Below are 20444 nucleotides of genomic sequence, written 5' to 3'. Positions count from 1 at the left end.
TGCTGCACCGCGATCAACAGGTCGGTTATAATCCAGGGCAACCAAAATATTCGTATGACTTTCTATGGCAGTTCATACAACTGCGAGTCTCATTAAACAAAGCAAGCTCTCGCATACACGTGAGCTTGCTCGTCCTAGATTTTATCGGCGTACGTCGAACTTCAGATCAAATCAGACTTTTGCAGCAGGCGCTGAACAATTGTCGCCACCTCTGCCCGAGTTATAGGGGAGGTCGGTGCCAATTCTGCTGTTGACCTGCCGGTCACAATGCCCGATTGCAGGCATTGGATGATCCCCTTCCTTGCCCAGCTTGAGATATGGGCAGCATCGGTATAAGTATCAATCCGTTCAAAAGAGCGAGTATCCCCCGTTTTGTTCTTCAGGCCGGTCAGTTTCATTGCCTTGGCAATCATGACCATCGCTTCCTGACGTGTAATGCTGTCATTGCCGCGGAAGGTGCCATCCTCGTATCCACTTATTAATTTATAGGTATATGCAGCATTTACTGTACTGTAGTACCATACTTCTTCCTGAACATCGAAGAAAACGGATGGCCCTTCCTCAGGCCTCAGTCCCAGCCCACGAACCAGAATTGCAACGAATTCAGCCCGGGTAATGGCCCGGTCGGGATAAAATTTTCCATCCCCCGTTCCTTGAACGATCATCCTTGAACCCATTTCATTCACAATGGACTGTGCCCAATGATTTGTAATATCGCTGAATAGGACCTTGTTCTGAACAACCGCGTAAACACTGTTGGTAAAGCTGCTGACGACCACGTAGCTTTTCCCGTCCATCTGAACGACTTTAGTCGGCACTTGCCTAAAAGAGCCATTCGGCTCGACAACGATCGCCGTCGTGACTTTAGTGGGGTCTATGCCCTCAGGAACGGTGATCATCCGACTCACATAGCTGTCAAACTTGGAGATTTCCACGATCTTATCCCTGTATTGAGCGGTAATTCTAAACTCGACGGGTGGCGCGACAAGCGTATAACCGCCTGATTGAACCACATTTTCGATCGCCTTCTGGAATTCGACTGCAGGCGATGCCACCTGAATCTGAATCTGAATCTCACTTAGTGAGGCGTCTTGGCCCAGTTGTTTAGCGAGATATGCCATTCTGATTTCTTTTGCGGGCAAATTAAAGCTGCCTTTGCCGGTTTCGATGCCCACTGTCGCATCCTTCCTAATCATATCCTCGAACATTTGAACGGTTAGCTCGATTGCAAATACCTCAGCATCTCCCAGCAGTTGAATTCTTACGGTAGCATGCTCTCCTTCCGATGCAAGCAGCCTCTTTAGACCCACTGTATTGACTTTGGCGTACGCAATCTTTCGATTATTTTGGACCGATTCCGTCACCTTGTAAGTTGGGATGTCAGTTTCACTGTTTCCATCCGTGGCAGATGCGCCCCCGCCATTGCTGCCACCTCCAGGCGAGCCGCCACCAACTCCGGTACCTCCTCCTGCCGCCTTGACCACCACCTTCGCTACTACGCTCGTAGCCGTAGCCGTCGTACTCCCAGTTGCGCCGCTGTTCGTATTCGTCACCACAACGTAGTAAAAGAAGCTATCGGCTGTGCTCGTCGGCGCGCTATACGTCGCGTTCGTTGCGCCACTAATCGCCGTTCCGCCGCTATTGCTGTTTGTCGTATTGCTGTACCACTGGTAGCTCAGCGTCCCGACGTCGCTTACTGTTGCCGTCACGCTCAGGCTGACGGTGTCACCGACGTTCACCTTCGCGTCGGATGGTTGCCCCGTAATGTTCGGTGTCGCCGCATCCACCAGTGCGTTAACCGTCACCTTCGCTACTTCACTCGTAGCCGTAGCCGTCGTACTCCCAGTTGCGCCGTTGTTCGTGTTCGTCACGATCACGTAGTAGTAGGACGTTCCAGCTACTGTGGTCGGCTCGTTATACGTCGCACTGGTTGCACCGTTGATCAGGGTACCACCGCTTGTGCTACTCGTCGTATTGCTGTACCACTGATAGCTCACCGTTCCGCCGTCGCTTACCGACGCGCTGACGCTCAGGCTTGCATTGTCGCCTACATTCACCGTCGCGTCCGTCGGCTGTGTGTCGATCGTCGGCGTTTCCGCGTCCACCAGCGCGTTAACCGTTACCTTCACAACCTCGCTCGCCGCCGTGGCCGTTCTCGGTCCATTGGAACCGCTCCGCGTGTTCGTCGCCACCACATAATAATATGTCGTGCCCGTTACCGAGGTCGGCACGCTGTATGTCGCGTCCGTCGCACCGTCGATCGCCGTACCGCCATCCGTGCTGTTTGTCGTGTTGCCATACCATTGGTAGCTCAGCGTCCCGCCGTCGTTCACCAATGCGATGACGCTCAGACTGACGCTGTCGTTCTTCACTACAGTCCGGCTCTGCGGCTGAAAGGTAATCGTCGGCTCCTGCACGTCGGCTACCTTCACCGCCACCCCGTTGCTTGTCACGGATTTGACCCGATACCCCGGTACGTTGTTGTTCGTGTTGATTACGATGACGAAATAACGCGTCGTCCCGACTATATTCGTCGGCACGCTGTAGCTGCTCCCCGTTGCGTTGACGATTGCGCCGACGCCATCCGCATACCATTGATAGCTCAGCGTTCCGCCGTCGTTTACACTTGCGCTCACGCTCAGCGTCGCCGTATCCCCGGGCAGTACTGTCATCCCGGACGGCTGTGATGTGATCGTCGGCGTCTCCGCATTGGCCGATCCAAGCACAACGATTTTCACAACCTCGCTCGCCGCCGTGGCCGTTTTTGATCCATTGGAACCGCTCCGCGTGTTCGTCGCCACCGCATAATAATATGTCGTGCCCGTTACCGAGGTCGGCACGCTATATGTCGCGTCTGTCGCGCCGTCGATCGCCGTACCGCCATCCGTGCTGTTTGTCGTGTTGCCATACCATTGGTAGCTCAACGTCCCGCCGTCGCTCACCGATGCGATGACGCTCAGACTGATGCTGTCGTTCTTCACCACAGTCTGGCTCTGCGGCTGGAAGGTAATCGTCGGCTCCTGCACGTCGATTACCTTCACCGTCGCCCCGTTGCTTGCCACGGATTTGACCCGATACCCCGGTGCGTTGTTGTTCGTATTCGTTACGATGACAAAATAACGCGTCGTCCCGACTGTATTCGTCGGCACGCTGTAGCTGCTCCCCGTTGCGTTGACGATTGCGCCGACGCCATCCGCATACCATTGATAGCTCAGCGTTCCGCCGTCGTTTACACTTGCGCTCACGCTCAGCGTCGCCGTATCCCCGGGCAGCACTGTCATCCTGGACGGCTGTGATATGATCGTCGGCATCTCCGCATCAACAGACGCGAATGCCTGTCCAAACAGCACTTGTGAAACCGCAATTCCAACAAGCAATATAGACGCAATAATACGTGTAATGGGGTGTTGATGTCTATTTCTCATCCAACCTTCTCCTCCAAATATCTGTTTTGGGCAACACAAACAGCCTGGATAAATCCTCGCAGATTTCCAAGTTGTTTATGACGCCATGATTTAATTACGGCATGTGCTTGAATTCATACCCCGTCGTGGCTAGTTGCCGTCAACCGACGAATAAAAGATCAGTTTTTAAATACGGGAGCAGTCGGAATTTGGCGTTCCAAGAACTTCAATGCCGTTTCCAAACCATTTTCCGCTTTCATTTGTTTGGCGACTGTAGCAGCTATTTTGTATACAACCGGGTCCTGAAGTTCACGAATGGCTTGCAACAGCTTCTCTTGGTTCAGCTTGGAGAAAGGAATATGTCTGCCTATGCCAAGCTCTACAATTCGCTCACCCCAGAAAGGTTGATCGGCATAAGTAGAACAAATAATGGAAGGCACGCCGCTCTCGATCGCTGTATGTGTCGTACCGGCTCCTCCATGGTGAATAATCGTACTGCAGCGCGGAAACAGGAGTTCGTGATTAGCCGACTTTATCATTCTGACTGTATCAGGCAGTCGGTTCCCCCCGTTGTCCATATCGGACCAACCGGATGCGATGATGGCTCTCGTTTGAAGAGCATGGGCAATAGCGACCGCCATATCAATCATCTGCTGCGGCTCCAGTACCGGCAAGCTGCCGAATCCAAAATAAATCGGAGGGGGGCCCTCATCCAGCCACGCGACCAAATTCTTATCCAATTCCGCCTTTTCCTGCTCGGGAACATACTGACTTGGAATTTTCCACTGGCCGGTAATGACGACATGCTTGCCCCAGTCTTTTGGATGTGCAATAAGTGCCTGACTGAACGCTTGCATAACCGGTATGTTTTGATGTTCTATTTTGTTAAAAAGAGTTCCTCGTGAGGGTGCAAGTCCTAATTTAATTCTCCATTCATTCATGTCCTTGCGTAAACCTTTTTCATTCACTTTGAAAACTAATCGAAACGTCATTTTATTCATAAAACGAAGTGGCAATCTCCTAGTTGTAACCAAGAAATGCGGAAACGCTTCTGTTGCCGGAAACATTGGGAATGGATTCGCAAATAGGATAGGCTTGTTCAATTTCTCCGAAAGATAGCAGCCATAATAAGTTTGAAGGGGGTGGGCGATAATCAGATCGCAATCCTCACACGCTGCCGCCGCATCCCTTTGCAGTGCATACCGATTTTCATGCAAAATGATGTTCAATTGATTTAGAAACTGCTTCATATCACCTGACGCCATCCACTTGCGACCTTCTTCAGACTCCAATACCTGCTGAGAATCCATTCCGATTGGCAAATAAGGTCTATTATATGTTTTTGTGACGTACTCTTGAAAATTTTCCGGCCCAGCCAACGTTACTTGGTGTCCCTGCTCTTCAAGCCCATATGCGAGGGCAAGAAATGGCCTTACATCTCCGAATGTCCCCATCGTTAATAATGAAATTTTCATATCTTAATCCCCATTATCAGAAAGTATGATTATGTTATTATCGTATCAGAAAATTCCTAAGCGATGGTCTCATTTTAGTCTCAATTACCTATAAATTTCAGAGGATTATGTAAGTTTTTGACGAATAGTATTTATAGTATTTTTAGAAACAACTTTCTGCCAGGGTGGTAAAGTATGGGGAAACTTAGTGAAACGCTTGCTTTGGAACGCTGTCGTCTGTTTGTAGGACGGGATGCAGAAATCGCGGCTGCGCAGCAATGGATTCAAAACCAAAATGCGCCAACCGAAGTCCTGTTTATTTCGGGTATTGGCGGCGTTGGCAAAAGCTCTCTTATGATGAGGATTATCGACTTAACGGCACAGGCCAATCAGCTTGCTATTTGGATTGATGGACGGGTTTGCCCGGAAACGCCAGCAGGATTTGTAGAGGCGCTGTTTGACAGTGTTAAACAAAATTTCGGAGATTTGACGCACCAGACATTCTCAAATAAAGAAATCATTCAGGAGATCTTCAAAAGCAAAACCCTTCTATGTATTGATAACTATGAATCGATTCAAATGATCGATAGCTGGCTGCGAGAAGTGTTCCTTCCGCAGTTGCCTGCAACTGGGCTTATGGTTCTCCTTGTTTCCCGGAAGAACCTGTCAGAGCCCTGGCAGCATGATCTGGCTTGGCGAAGCCGGGTCAAACATATTGCATTGCTTCCATTCATCAAGCAAGAAGTGATGCTATATTTATTTCGCAATGGAATCACGAAATCCGTTGACACGGAACAAATTTTTAGCGAAACGCAAGGATTACCGCTTGCCTTGGCACTTACCTCGGAGAAGCTCCAGCAGGTTGGTTCACATGTATGGCCGCTATCGTTGCGCATCAATGCCGAACTTATGCGTGAAGTAACAGCGCCAGACCTGCTGGAAACATTGGAACTGTTATGTATTTTACCGCAAGCGACCCCTGAGTGGCTTGGGCGTTTGCTTCGTACTCCCCTTGATGCGGATAAGCTGCTGAAGTTAAGCCGGATTTCTTTTGTCCGTCCCACCGCGGATGGATTTGCCTTGCATGATGTAGCGCGTTATTACCTTAAGGAAGATATGATGCGCCGAGAGCCCGAAAGAGTACAATCCTTGCGCACGCGCATCGTTATGGAATTAGTTCAAGATATTAAATCTTCCGATATCCATCAGCGCAGAAAACTTACATCGATCCTGCTCTCCACATGCAGGGATGCGTTCCAAATAAATTCGGTCCCCATCATCCCTCAAGATATTGAACACATGCAGATGGAGGCATTCCAGCCAAGCGACCTGCCGCACTTGATGCGTATTCTGCAAGACCAAGACTCGCTTGCCGTTTCTATTGAGAAGGACCTCATCGTGTTGCAACAATTGGCTGAACAATTTCCGGAATGCATACGTGTTTACCGCTCTAAAGAAACCATTCCTTTAGCATTCTGTTCAGGTTTTCATCTTTATCGGGAAACAACCGCTTTCCACGAAACTTTTTTCCCTGGCATGCTGGAGCAGGCTTTTCCGGGTGAAATCGAGAAGATGCGCACGCAGTCAGTTGAAGAATCGAATACTTATTATCATTTACTGGCCGGCACATCGGAAAGGGATTCCGATCATACCTTTTGGGAACTCATGGGAATTATTATCGCAGAATGGCTGATCCTCTACTCTGCTGGGTTGCGGCTCGTTATGATTAATACGTATGAGGGGTTAAATGGAATTCTATTTCAATTAGGCTATCGAATGAGACCACTTACAGGACTTCCTGAGGATCATCCATTCTGCCATGCAACGATCCGTGAGCTGGATTGGCGTGACTTGGATGTAGGAGACCGGATTCTTGAATTGTTTGGTATGAAAGCGCCAAAGTCAACAAGCCCATTATCAAAAATCATTCCAGATAGAGCGATTAAGTCAGCCTTGCCACTAGCAGAAGATCCTGTGAGACTGGAACAAACCGAACTTGCTAAAATTCTGGAGCTGAGCGGCATCGAACTGCAGGATACGATACAAAAGTTGCTTTGGGGCGACCTTATATTCCCGCTTGATGAGCGAATGCAGCAATTATTGCGTCTAATGAGCACAATAGCAAATCTGACGGCCGAAATAGCAACTAAACGTTTGCATGTGAGCAGGGCAACCTATTTCCGAATTCGGGCAGATGCTTTGCGGGTTTTGAAAGAATTATTGTTGCTAAAATGCAGTTGATTCAACATGATCCACGTAATATCCAGAGCACGATGGAACGAGGACCACTAGAGACCTTATACCTCATTATGGTCAATTGGCTTCGCTATGAATAGGTGTATTCAGTTTGACGCTTACAAGAAAATTAGAGGGTCACATAGAATAATACTATGTCACCCTCTAATTACTGGTCAAAATGTGTCGTATTGACTCCGCCATGTTCGACGGAGAATTTGCATGGCTTCAGCCCCTGATCTCATCGCAACAAGTTTGTAAGCCGCTCACCCATCACCTGCAACATGCTCCGTAGAATATCCATGTTCTGAAAGCACAGCGAGAAAACCTGATCTCGGTGAAGTTGAAGCAGGACTGTCGGAGAAGTCACCGTGCAATCCGCCGAACGGGGACCGTCATCAATGATTGCCATCTCTCCAAAATAGTCTCCTTCGGCAAGTTGTGCAACAGTGTCGCTTCCCCTGTGTATACGGACGGACCCTTCAATGATACCGTAAAGTGTATCTCCATAATCTCCGACCCGGCAAACGACTTCTCCCGGCTCGAATTCAACTTCATCCACCATCTGTGCCAGCCGGATGATGTCGTCCTCGGACAGGTGCGAGAAAAGATCGATTTTTTGCAATACCAGCACTCGGCGAAGAAGTGAATCCGGGTGGTCTGTCCTGCTTGCAGATAACGGGACTACGACTTCCTCCTTGGTGGTAGCAGCTTCTTGAATTGCTGCATGAGATTTTTGTTCCGCCAATACCGACCTTATCCTGCGGGATATCAACTTCATCATTTCCATAGCGATTTGCGGTCGGTCGAACATCACGTCATAAAAATCATCCGAATCCAGCTTAAGGAATATGCTGTCCTCCTCTGCCACCGCATCTGCAGTCCGAAGCCTGCGAATTAACACGCCTGACTGCCCGAATGATTCGCCAGTCTTCCTTTCAGCTACCTTTTCTCCGTTGCGATAAATCCCGACAAGTCCGCTCTTCATTAAATAGAGCGCATTCTCTGAGTTTCCAGATTTAAATATATACTCCCCCCGCTTGGCACCAGCCTTCACGAGTTTCATCGCAATAGCGGAGAGTTCGCGGCTCGTTAGCTCATGAAACAACGAAAAGTTGCGAAGCGTATGAATGCGATCCATATGCATGTTGAGTTCACTTGACTCATCAGGACTTACTGCAAACCGAATCACTTGTCTCAGCCATAAATCGTCCAGCTGATTAAGCCGATCCAGTTGCTGCTTCAGTTGGGCCTCCGATCTGGAAGAATTTGCGCCAGAGCCCGACGCTGCCATAACTTTTGCTACTTCCATGCGTATTTGGCCATGGGCCAGTTGATCAATGACCTCCATGGCATTCGCTTGCTGGCGAGCATCTCCCCCCGACCAATTCGCATATACCGCTTGTATCGTCGAAAAATCATAAATCAGAGAGAGGAGTTGGAAGACACGCCAAACGCAAGCTGAACGGAGTTGACTCGCTACTTTTTCTACTTCTTCATAAGCCGGAATTGTCGATAGTCCTGTAATTTGCTCCGAAAGATTCCAATAAAGCTCTATTTCTTGCATGACTAGCTCATGAATGACCGCCGTCTGCTTACTTGAAACCGTAATGTTCCGAAGTATACGGGTCAACGCTTCCAACAACTTGTCTCTTATCTCGAAGTTCGAGAATGCATACCAAGCAAGAAGCTTTTCAAACGCCAAAGGTGTCGCGATTCTCTCAAATACTTTGGGCAAATGCAAGGGAAAAGGCGTCTGTTTGAAATAAGAATCGAGAAGTGGAAACAGCTTTTTCTCGTCATACCCTGCCAAAGCTAATATCGCTTCCTTACGAGTGTCTCCATACTGAAGAAGCGGGACAATGTACGGGACAAGCTCCGCTACTTGCAGAACGCCCGCAGATCGAAGCGCGCGCTTGCGAACCTGCGCCGATTCGTCCTGCAGCAAGGGGACTAGCGGCTTGTAGAACTGCTTAATGCCGATTCGCCCAAAGATTTCCGCTACGGCTGTCCGCTCCTCTTCATCGGTGCTTTTAATTAATGATTTCAAGACGTCGACTGCCTGAAACATTCCTTCAATTCCATAATATTTGATAAGGCCCGCTATAGCGCCGGACCTAATCTCTAAATTTCCTGTACGATGCACATATTCTGTTATGAGATCCCAATGTTGCTCTTGCGCATATGCGGCTAAGGTAAGCAACGTCTGGGACTGTACTTCATTGTCAGAAACAGCAAGGAGCTTCAATAGATCAGACTCCAACCCTTCCGGCTTCTCGCGCTCAATATGCAGAAGCGTCTCAATAACAACTTCCCTTGCGGGATGAACAAGCAGCTTTGGAAGAAATGGAGCAAGGTCAAAGCCTTCTAACCTGCTGAGAGTTCGGAATGCATACAGCGCCTGCTGCTTGTCGGGGCTTTGCAAAGTATCTACCAAAAGTTGCACACTCGCGGCATCCATGAAATCGAGTTCCGTTTCGTCGAGCTTTGGCTCATCCGTCCGCAACGTGAACAGCAGCGTCTTTAAGTAAGCCCCCTTGATCTTGATTGCTGCAGCGATGCACAAGCCGAGCAAGGCAATCGTGATATAGCTGAATTGCTGGGCTGTCAGAATAGGAGAGAGCAAGATAAGGCAGATCGCAGCAAGACCTTTTGCCCCATTACGCACAATGCCATCCAAGAAACTTTTCGCTTGGTTTCGCCACTGAGGAGGGATTGGGAACATGATGAGCTGATTGACTGAAGAGTTGATCGTATCCCCGATAACTTTATCGCTTCCTTTTACAATGACGGCCATCGCCAATACTGGAAATAGAAGCATGCCAAAGCTTCCTGCAAAAAGCACAAGCGGGAATACGAGAATGGCTGTCATCACCCCGAATCGAGAAAACAGTTTGCCAGCCAATAATACTTGCACCGCCAAAGCCAATAATCCCGCAAACCCGTAAAAGCTGCCCATGAAGCCCGCCAACGCCTCATTTTGCAGTTCGCCTTTCAAAATGACTTTAAACTGAAAGTCGATAAAGGTTAGAGCGAGGACCAGCGTCGCCGACATGACCGCCACATACCGGAGATGCGGTACTGAACGAAAGAGACTTTCTTTCCGGTCTTCCTTCTTCTTTTTCTTCGTCGTTGAAGCTCCCTTTGCTTTCTTGTTCGTCATCGCGAACACGACCTCAGCATTTCCACTTAGCCGGATCAGCACGTACACTGCCAACAACGCCAACAATTGAAGCACAGCATAAATAAAAATCAGATTTTCCGTCCCCATCCATGGAACAATCCATTTGAGCCCGAACCCACTTATTATGCTCCCAATAATGCCTCCGCTCCCTACAAGACCGATCGTCCGTTTCACTTTGCGCTGGTCCAGGACGAAAGTTGCAAATTGCCAAAAACAGACGATCATGAGAAAGTTGAACACATCGTAAGCGATATAAATGGTAGGGAAAATCCACAGGTGCCCCGCTCCAACGCCGATTCGGGAAATGATGGAGAGCAAGCCAAGTGACGGAATCATCCATTTGATGATCAAGTCAATGCGAAAGCGGGAACTGCATTTCTGAAAAACGAAACCTGTGAAGATAAGCGCAACAGCCTGTGGTAAATACATTTTGGACAGCAACGAACCATCGAATCGCGACAAAAACAGCGCATCCGCCGCGGTTCGCCCCACCGTTGAAGCTGAGACGACTAACAACAGATAGATGAACAGGACAATTACTTTACGATATTCTTCTTTTTCCTCGGCAAACTTTCCGCGGACGGTTCCAATTGTTTTATAAGAAAAAAACTTCATTCCGCACAACTCTCCCTATGTAGACACATAACTTATAGTTCCACTTATTGACGTTATTCCCCTTTTGATTGTCAACAGTAAATCAAACAGCTGGACCATTTGTTTTTTGAATTCTGAGGTAAGGTACGTCGTTGTTGTCTTGGCATTGTAGAGATCGCTCCTTCGCATGATAGATCTATTCTACAGGCCCTCATTTTGATTGTCCAACATAGTGTAGCCTATCCAATGATAGCGGCAACGTTGAAGTTTGTGGGCAAAGTCCTTGCGACGGATGCGCCCGTATTGTCGGACAGATTCAGAGGCGCCGATTTGTTAAAAAGCTCGGCTTTTCAGGGGAAACTACTTAAGCAAAGAGCCTCCAACCCACTGTGAAGTAGTTGGAGGCTAATACTTTGGCAATCCGGGAGGTGATTATTGGCTTGCTTTTTTGTGCCCATATGTTCAGCAGAACCGTTAATGCCTCATCTCTTGTAGCGTGACCCTTTGGACGAAGCGATTATCGCCTTTGCTTTTCAAGATGTCCGTTTGCTTGACGGGAGCAATGCCGGCTTCACCAGGGAATGCCGCTTTTTCATTCCTTCTTACTGCCTCGTGAAGTAATAGATCATCGCTTTGCGCATCGCGGATCTCATCACCGTCTGGAATGTCGATAAGTTTTCGGCTAAGCCAAGCGATGCGAGTGGCGCTACCGCGGACATGATGTTCAAAACCTGGAAGCCGAGCTCGTTGCGGTAAACGTCCCACAGCGTGCCCCACGTATCGCTGGCGCTGTATCCCGCCTGCACCAGTTGGATGCACGCCGGTATCCAGTCCCAGCCGAGTTTCCTCATGACGCGAGCGGCGTCGTTGGAGCTGAGGCCCGCTTCGCGCATTATCGCGAACGGGATCCCTTCAGAGAGATCGGTCAGCATCGCGCTGATCGCGCTGTCCAGCTCCGATTGGATGAAGCTCACGCCAATATTGGCGACCGACTTGAGCGCTTCGTAAACCTGCATGTCCGTAAAATATCTGCGATTGTTGTACGACTGCATCAAGGATTGTCCCAATTGTTCGAGCGTCAGCGTGGAGTTTCTTGCAACCGCTTGAGCAATCGTCGCCAATGTCCATGGGCCTTGTGGGCCGAACCACAAGCTAATGGCGTAGTCGTATGGATTGCAATTCACCAGCTCAAGCGCCTTGACCAGATCGTCGATATTCGTATAACCGTTGTTGTACATGTATCCGACCAACATGCTCGGGCGCGGGTCCGCCCCATACACGATCGTGGCAACCGTCTCCAGCGGATAATTCATGGCGCGCAAATGCTTGACAAGCTGTTCGGGCCGACTTAACATTCGTCCGATATCGCTGAGCGGATAGCCAAGCTCAATCAAATAGCGAACAGTATCACGCAGACTGTACTTCCATAGACCTTCCAGTAAATACTCGGCATTCGACAAACTCAAGCCAAGGTTGCGGAACTGCATGATCACCGTCGAATCCCCATTGCTCATATTATAACGAATGGCATCAAACAGATCTGTGAAACCCGCCTGCTTCATCGCAACGAGAATATCGCCTTGCGACTTGTTCTTGAACGCCCCCTTGAGCGCGGGATATACGAGCAGTCCCTTGTAGCCCCATTGGAGCAATTCCGTTGCGACACTCTGCATGTCGCTGCTGCCGAACAATTGCACCATAACAAGCGCCATCTCATTGACGTAGTCTCCGTGAAAGTTATAGTCATAAGCAAACAGGATACTCTCTTTCGTATAACCGGCTTGATTCAGCAATCTGGCGATCGTTACGCCGTCGAGAGTAGGGTAGCTTTGTTGCACGACTGCCAGCACGTCATAAGCTTTGTAGCGCCGCTCCGCCATCCAGGAGATGTACAGCACGACCGGATCAAGTCCATAATAGGCGCCGACTTTATTCACGATCCCTGCCTCTTCCAGGCCGAAATGACGATTATCCAACATGGCGGCCAGCACGGCAGCAGAGTTCAACCCATATACGCGCTCAAGAACGCCTATCGTTTCTTCGAACGACTTGCCCAGCGAACGCATCACGCTGATGGCATATTTCGCGGTGCGGACATCGGATGCCTTCAACGTGGCGTCCAGCCGGTTCGTCACTTCCGGATACACGGCGGCAATGACGCTGTCCATCGTCGAGAGCGCGCCTTCTTTATAAATGTAGCCGTCGCAATACGCCTGGAACACGGCTGCCAAAACATTGTCCCGCGAATACCCGGCAGCGGCGAGGCCTCTCGCCATCTCGACAGAATCCGTGCTTGTGAATGTCTCCTTGAGCGTTACAGCCGCCTGCGTCGCCGAGTAGTTGCCCCGGATAAGCGACTGGGCCATCGCAGCGAACGGATTGATGTTGAATACGGCGGTCACTGCAGCCGTAATATCCTCGGAACTATAGCCCAAGCGCGGGTCGCTCAACCAATTCGTCACCTGCGGAACAACCTGATCCTGGACTCCGGTATACAGATTGTAAAGCGCCATCGTAACTTCATTCAGATTATATCCAAGGTTGTGCAGCGCCAGCGCCATATCGTTCATCTGGGTCCGCTTGTATAACAAATACATAGCCACTTCCGTAGCGCTATAGCCTGCGGCTTTGAAGACGGCTCCGTTCAGGACCAGCCCATCGCCGATCTGATTCATGGTGAATCCGCCAGCCGCAAAATCCATGATAAGCGTCGTCGTATCGGTATGGCTGTATGTTCGCTGCAAAATATCTTTTATCGTAAAGAACTCGGACATGCTGGGAACAGACGAACCTTTTAATGCACGGACGGCTTCGTCGGATGACAATCCGTATATATCCTTGAGCACCTGCCCAAGAAACGGGACGTCGACAGAGCCCATGAACATCCGTGATCGGCTAGGACTCAAGAAATAGAGCATGTCAACCATCGAAAAACCGCTGGCTTCCGCGATTGCGCGCGCCGTTTCGATTTTGCTGAAGACGAGCTGCAAGTCCACAGCGATCGTATCGTAATTCGCAAGACCCGCGCCAGACAAGAACTTGGCGATGTCCGTCGCGGAATAACCCGGAATCGACTCCCTCGTCGTCGTATTCAAGCCGCTTGCCGCGAGCAGTCTGATCAGATTCGGGCTGGCAGAGTTGCTATAGACCTTAACAGACAAAGTTTTCAAGACGTTGCCCATGCTGGGCAGCGGATAACCCGCATTGCGCAACTCAAGTACAATGTTGCTCGCTTGCGCTTGCGTGAGCGTATTCGAAGGCGCGAGCCACTGCACGATGTCAGCAGCGTTAAAACCTGCTCTGACGAGAGCCGCGACCTGAGTCACTTCGCGGGGCTGCATCGTCGTAACTGTCGGAACATTGAATTGTGCAAGCACAGCCGCGAGATCCGTCAGACTGCCGCCGAGTTTCTTGCGAACCGCGTCCAAAGCATCGTCTACGTTGTAAGCCTGCATGCCGGGGAATGCCTCCGATCCCCTGCTGAGCAAAGCGCTCATCAAATCCGCCCTTGTTCGAATGGCTCCGTTCGTCAGCAGCATGGTTGCGGCCTCAACCGCGTTATAGCCGCCATTCTTCAGGAAGAAGACCGCATTGTCGAGACGTCCAGATTGCGACATCAGGTAGCTGTAAGCCTCTGTGACGGTATACGCGCTATGAATAGCGGCGGCAGGATTCTGCGCATAGCCGAGACTCGGATATATCTCGGTGATCGTATACCCGGCGAAACGCATCGCTTTAACCGTATCCTCTTGCGTCGCTCCGTAATCCAACAGGAACATGTTCGCCGTGTCCTGCGCGGAATAACCAGCCGTCCGCAGCAGTTCCGCCGTCCGGTTCGGGTCGGATTCGTAAATGTCTTTCAGCACCATGCCCGCCTTGCTCGCATTGATATCGGCGGCTTTCAGCGCCGAGACAGCTTGCGAGTCGTCGTTCCCGTAAACTTCCTTCAGCACGCGTCCGACATCGTTGCTAAAGCTGCTGTAACTGTAAGCTGCAAATAATTTCGCGGCTCTTTCGTTGCTCGTATCGTAATATTTTCGCATCGATGCCGCCAGCTTGACGTTGGGGAAAAACCAACTGTTGGCTACGACCTGAACGTCGGTATACTCCACCTGCTTCAGCGCTCTCACCCAGTCGTCGGATTGGCCGTTCAAGTAGCTGAAGTTTTTGCCCAAATTCTGTATGTTCAGGATGCCCGCTTCTTTCATGCCGATCAGAAGATGGTAGACGCTAATGCCTTGCGGCAAGAGCATATCGGGCATGTTTTCATTGGTGATGCCATAGACGGTGTTGAGCGCTTTGATGAGTGCGTTCGTATTGTAGCCGCCTTCGATTAACGCTTTGGCGGCGACGCTCGCACTAACGCTTGCGTTGTTCTTCAAATCATCCGCTGTCTGCTCGGCAGTTTTCCCGAGCATGCGATTGTATGCCGCTCTGCCGCCTGGCGTGCTGCCGTCGGTAAATAACCGCCAGGTCAAAGCGGGAAGCGCCTTGTTGTCCGTGGAATGAATCGTGCCCGGCACATATTTCAGTTCCAGCGCATTCGGATTGACGGGCGCACCGAGCGCAAGTTCAAGCCGGGTGGCCGATTCCGACAGCGTCACGCCCGTAATCGCAACCGGCACGCTGGAGTCCGTAATTGTGAAGCCCGCAGGCGCAGCGGGCAACTCTGCCAGCGGTTTGCTGAACAACAACGTCAGCTTCGTCAACTCGGGACTGACCAATGCTCCGGTGATCGCCGGCACGTCAGGAATCGACACCGTCTTGCTGGCGCCGAACGTGTATCCCGGCTTCGCAAGCGATAATGTATATACCGCCCCGCCCGTCAGGAAACCTTCCGCTCTATAGCTCGAGCCGGCTTGATCCGTGCTTCGGAGCTTCGATACGAGCGCGGGCATCCCGTCGGCGTTCACCATGATGATATTCGTGCTCGTCATATTCGGAACCGCAGGCGTCAGCAGCAGATCGAAACCGCTGGCCGACGGATTGCTGACCTCAACAGTAACCCTGATAACCGTCGGTACGCCGCCAGATCCTGATCCGCTGGAGCCCGATCCGCTCGCCCCCGATCCTTGCGTCACCGTTCCGCCGACATTGGCGGAAATGCCGTCCGCGACGACCGTCTGCGCAGGCTTTTGCTCAATCGTAACCCCGGATGCCGTGACCGACGCCGTATCGATTTTCCCGTCTCCCTTGATCGTCGCGGCTGCACCTGCATTCACGTTGGTTACCTGCGAGTCTTTTTCCAAGGTGACTTCGGCTCCTGCCGCTTGCTCCGTTAACGTTAAATTGCCGATTTTGCCGCTCGTTACGGTCAATTGCGCAGGCGCAACGATCACAACGTCCGGGAAATCGCCGTCCAGCGTCACTTCGCCTGTCGTCGACACTTTCACGGTGCCGTAACTGGCCCCGTTTCCGCCGACAACCTGCAGCGTGGCGCCCGATTCGACCGACACTTGGTCCACCGCCGTAGAGCCTTCGATGACGACCCGGACCTGGCCGTCTACTTTCGTAATGACGACCCTGCTCAACGCCGAATCCAGGATGTGGATGCTGTTTTTGCCGCCGCCTTTAACCGTCGTCGTCCCTTCAACGACGACGCGGTCTAGCGTGACGTCACCCTCCCCTATCCCTTCGCCAAGCAGCAGATTTCCCTTGATCGTCACGTTCTTCAACACAACATTCGGCACGTTGATCGCCACATCGCCCGAATACGTTTTCGTACCGGAATCCGGACCGTACGTTCCCGCTTTGTCGATCGATAATGCAGTTTCAACAGGCTTCGTATCGCCTAGCCGTTTACGGGCATGATCCAGAAGAACGACCGCTTCGGCGCGCGTCAGCGGCTTTCTGGCTTTGAACAGATTTCCATCATATCCCTTCATAATCCCTGCATCTGCAACAGCGCTAATGGCGCCGCGGCTCCAATTCGCCATGCTCTTTGCATCTGCGAAATTGCCGGATTTGATTTTGCTGCCCGTGTCCAGATGAAGCAAGTTTGCGATAATGACAGCCGCTTCTTCTCTTGTAACGAAAGCTTCCGGGCGGAACAAGCCTTTCCCGTCCCCCTTCATGTAGCCTGCCGCTTTCGCCCGCGCAACGTCCAACGCGTACCATTTCGAAGACGACACGTCTGTGAATGATCCGGTTTCCTCCTTCGTGTATTGAAAAGTTCGATTAATGATCGCCGCCAGTTCCGCGCGTTTCACTTCGCTATCGGGGCGAAAGCTGCCATCAGGAAAACCACTGACCAACCCTTCCTGCAACCAAGCCTGAATTGTGGTTTCCGCCCAATGACCGGAAATATCCGTCTTTGCGGACAACGAACTTGCGGATTGCTCCGATGCCGCGGACAGTTCCGTTAATGCGTCAGCCATCGCCGCATTCGATTGACCGGGAATCGGTATAAGCTGTGCCAGCAGTGTGAGGATAAGCGAACATGCTACAATTCGCTTCCCCCATTCATTCATAATCTTCCCCATGATCCATCCACCTTTCGATCGAGCCATTCTCCAATTTTTCATGACAATTTGTCTAATTTTTTTTCAAAAACCGACAATCTATTTTGCATCGTACAATCTGAAGGTTAAATAGCAGTAAAACAGCAGATTCAATGTGGAAAAATTGCTCCATCGTTCTAAGATAGTATACATAAGTTGAACGAAAGAAACGGAAGTAGGTAGCTGGAGTGTGAAAGGATTCTGGAGAAGCGAAGCGCTCGCCTTGTTCCCGAATTTCCCTTTATTATCATTCATTCAAGAAATTTGGGAACAACAGCGATTGGAAGAATCTTTCACAAGGATAGGCGATGGGAAGGCGATTACGAAGAAAGGTTCAAATGAACAGAAGAGTCAACCGTCAGAAGGGTCTGTAGAGGTTTTGCAAGCAGAGGTAGAACGTTACGTATGGAGAAATACCGTTCGTACAAAGGCACAGTCGACAAGATTGCACCGAATATATTAGAACGTGACTTTCACACTGAAAAGCCAAACGAGAAGTGGGTTCGGGATATAACAGAGTCTGGCATTATCAGATGAAACCCTATCGTCATGATCTAACAGAACATGGTATCAAGCAAAGTATGTCATACAAAGGTAACAACGCGCATATCTAATCGTTCCATAGTCTACTTTGAAGCGGAATCCCATGAGCCGAATAGAACGGAGAACGCAATAAAGTCAGCAAACCAGAACCACCATGAAATGCCGGACACAAACAGGAAAGAGGCTATAAGCTTCGCCCCAATTGTTCGGAATCCGCCTGATGTGGTTGTCAGCAACAGCGTGTCCATCTCCGTTTCCTTCTCCAGAACAAAAACGCTCATTAACCCGAATATGCAGATGAAGAGCACCAGTAAAGCAGAAAAATCGTATTGGACATAATATTTATACATCTCTGTATAGGTGAACGTTGAGATGGAACGTCCCTGGAATCGCTCCGCAATGGCTTTATTCTTCCTTGCCTCACCATCATTGCCGACAGACTCATAAAAGACAACATTCCGCTGTGCCGCAGCTACAACCTGATGAGCGTACCCCTTATAATCATAGGCATATCGCATGAGATTTACAAAATTGAAGCAAAAAAAATCCAATCCTCATAGACATTGGTCAAGTGAGTATTTGGAGGTCGATAGCTCGTTCTAGTCGTCAACTCGGCTGTCAGTTGCTCCAAAGGCCGATAGATGGTCATCAACCTCTCAATTTTCTCATTTGTGATCGGCCCGCTGAAGGTATCGTATTGCTCCTTGTATAATACGCTCCAAGACGGGGTAGCCAGTAACGAGTTGCCTTGATGGACGCCGTATATTTTCACGATGTTCAAGACAGAAAAAAGAACCAGCGTTACGAATATGGATCTCCTCAGAAAATGTTTGCGCCGTTCAAAACCGATTAATGCTACCATCGTTCGCTCTCTCCGAAAGAGTACAAGAATATATCCTCCAGATTCGCCTGTACATTTATCGCCTGTTCATCCGGTTTCTCATCATCAATGACCCGAAACTGTATACCATTTCCATCCCGCAGCATATTGCTGATTTTGAGCCGGCCAATATGCCGATCCAATGTTTCATCGCTTGCCGTTACGATCCACACCTTACCCTTCAAGCCGTCAATGAGCGCTTGTGGAGTATCCTGCCTGAGCAGCCGCCCATCCTTGAGTAACATGTAAGTCCGATTTACTATCGAACTGGCAGGAACTCAACATCTATCCGACTTTTCGCATGAAATAATTTTACAAATCGAATTATCTTAAGCATTCATTTTTCATTTCTCGGTTGACAGCGCAGTTGCAAACAGCCTGAAACCGCCTAACGGATTTCTGTTTATTTCGACATTAGTTGCTCGGACACCACCCTTTGAATGGTCTAGCTCTCTCTTTTCTCGACAGTTTGTGACGTGTAGATGGCGATGTCATCCCCCGCCAAGCGCAGGATTCGCTTCACGTTGTCACTGACGTGCGCGGACACGGCTCGGATGCGCTGTTCCCCCATCGTTGCGACGATGACTTGGATACTCTTTAGCATGGCTAATAGCATCTCGGCCGTTTCATTGAGAAAAGCAATAGGATAGGCTGTATGTGCCTTAACGAATTATGATGGGAATTGATCCGCAAACAACGGATTCGGCGACATCATACCTCCCCAAATTCTATGCTTGACCCACAACGATTGAATATAAAGGGAAACAATAATCCATATAAAGGCGAATGAAAGGGTTAGAAAATCTCAATTCAATTTAGCGATATTTGACTAATATATAGTGAGTGTTATAATAAATATTGGAATAAGAGTAAATTTACTGATTACTGAACTGGGAGGGATTACTATAAAATATCTAACATTTTATTTAGTATTATTTTCGGTCATGGCTTTGTTATTATATTTCGTTAGAGATTTAAATTATATGTACACTCGCATTATTTTTTTTGTATCTATAGTGATTATTGTGTATATAGTGGTGAATCTAAGTGGTAGATATTACAAGAAGAGTAGAAAGTGATACATGAATGCAGTTTTTGTATTTAATTTGCCCCCCAAAATGGATTAGTCACTTCACGAGACAACTCGTTTGCTGAAAGGAAAAGTTAAAATATAGAATTGGTGGTGCCAGGGTGGTCATCCCTGAATTGCCAGTTATTTTTCACTTGTCCAAATACGCTCTCTTCGCTTAAATCATTCTTAGAACCGACAGCGCATAGCCTGAGTTTCTCACAGGTTTGCTGTAGCGCAGTACTCCATTCTGACAATAATTCCATGATTCCCCTTTGGCTTGTGTACAGGCCTCTTGAGGGACGTCCTCACAGTCTCACTTCGATAATGCCGCTTCCGCAACTCATATCTGCTTTCCCTTGTTTCCTTGCTTGCATAACGAAACCACAACTTGCGTCCAACTGCACACGTCCACGTATATTGGTTTCATCGTTCATAATTCAACCCAATTGAGGGGTATTATATGACATGATATTTATATAACGCTAATAATGAATAGAAAAATATTATAAAATGAAATTGTTTACTTTAATTAAAAAATATGGTATTTTTACTTATAAGTACAAATAAGGGCATTTTAT

At 49.4% G+C, this 20444-nt stretch carries 8 protein-coding genes; 1 reads left to right on the top strand and 7 read right to left on the bottom strand.

The features are described 5' to 3' along the window. Positions 1-161: 161 nt before the first annotated feature. Both JFN88_RS14700 and JFN88_RS14695 read right to left on the bottom strand, forming a co-directional pair. Positions 162-3425 carry an S-layer homology domain-containing protein gene (locus JFN88_RS14700; protein ID WP_199020041.1) on the bottom strand — a complete coding sequence of 1088 codons (3264 nt, stop codon included), beginning with the start codon at positions 3423-3425 and terminating at the stop codon, positions 162-164. A gap of 158 nt (positions 3426-3583) precedes the next feature. Then, positions 3584-4879: a glycosyltransferase gene (locus JFN88_RS14695; protein ID WP_199020040.1), complete on the bottom strand. Its 1296-nt coding sequence runs from the start codon at positions 4877-4879 to the stop codon at positions 3584-3586. Positions 4880-5053: 174 nt separating this feature from the next. Between JFN88_RS14695 and JFN88_RS14690 the strand changes: the two genes are divergently transcribed. Next, positions 5054-7099 carry an ATP-binding protein gene (locus tag JFN88_RS14690; RefSeq protein ID WP_199020039.1) on the top strand — a complete coding sequence of 682 codons (2046 nt, stop codon included), beginning with the start codon at positions 5054-5056 and terminating at the stop codon, positions 7097-7099. Positions 7100-7334: 235 nt separating this feature from the next. Here the strand turns inward: JFN88_RS14690 and JFN88_RS14685 are convergent, their stop codons facing one another. The 5 genes from JFN88_RS14685 to JFN88_RS14660 all read right to left on the bottom strand — a co-directional run bounded on the left by JFN88_RS14685 (position 7335) and on the right by JFN88_RS14660 (position 19039). Then, complete coding sequence (locus JFN88_RS14685; RefSeq protein WP_199020038.1) at positions 7335-10892, bottom strand: Npt1/Npt2 family nucleotide transporter; 3558 nt, start codon at positions 10890-10892, stop codon at positions 7335-7337. Positions 10893-11473: 581 nt separating this feature from the next. Then, positions 11474-17353, bottom strand: coding sequence for an S-layer homology domain-containing protein (locus JFN88_RS14680; protein ID WP_199020037.1), 5880 nt, complete (start codon positions 17351-17353; stop codon positions 11474-11476). Between the two features lie 644 nt (positions 17354-17997). Then, positions 17998-18465 carry a hypothetical protein gene (locus tag JFN88_RS14670; protein ID WP_199020036.1) on the bottom strand — a complete coding sequence of 156 codons (468 nt, stop codon included), beginning with the start codon at positions 18463-18465 and terminating at the stop codon, positions 17998-18000. Further along, entirely contained in the window at positions 18438-18776 is a 339-nt protein-coding gene (locus JFN88_RS14665) for a hypothetical protein (RefSeq protein WP_199020035.1), read from the bottom strand. Before JFN88_RS14665 ends, JFN88_RS14670 begins: the two co-directional genes overlap by 28 nt. Further along, positions 18770-19039 (bottom strand): hypothetical protein, encoded by a 270-nt coding sequence (locus JFN88_RS14660; RefSeq protein ID WP_199020034.1) that lies wholly within the window; start codon positions 19037-19039, stop codon positions 18770-18772. Before JFN88_RS14660 ends, JFN88_RS14665 begins: the two co-directional genes overlap by 7 nt. Positions 19040-20444: the final 1405 nt, after the last annotated feature.

This window comes from Paenibacillus roseus, from assembly GCF_016424485.1.
Classification (GTDB): domain Bacteria; phylum Bacillota; class Bacilli; order Paenibacillales; family Paenibacillaceae; genus Paenibacillus_D; species Paenibacillus_D roseus.
The sequence above is the reverse complement of the archived record's forward strand: the minus strand, read 5'-3'. Positions and strand labels throughout refer to the sequence as shown.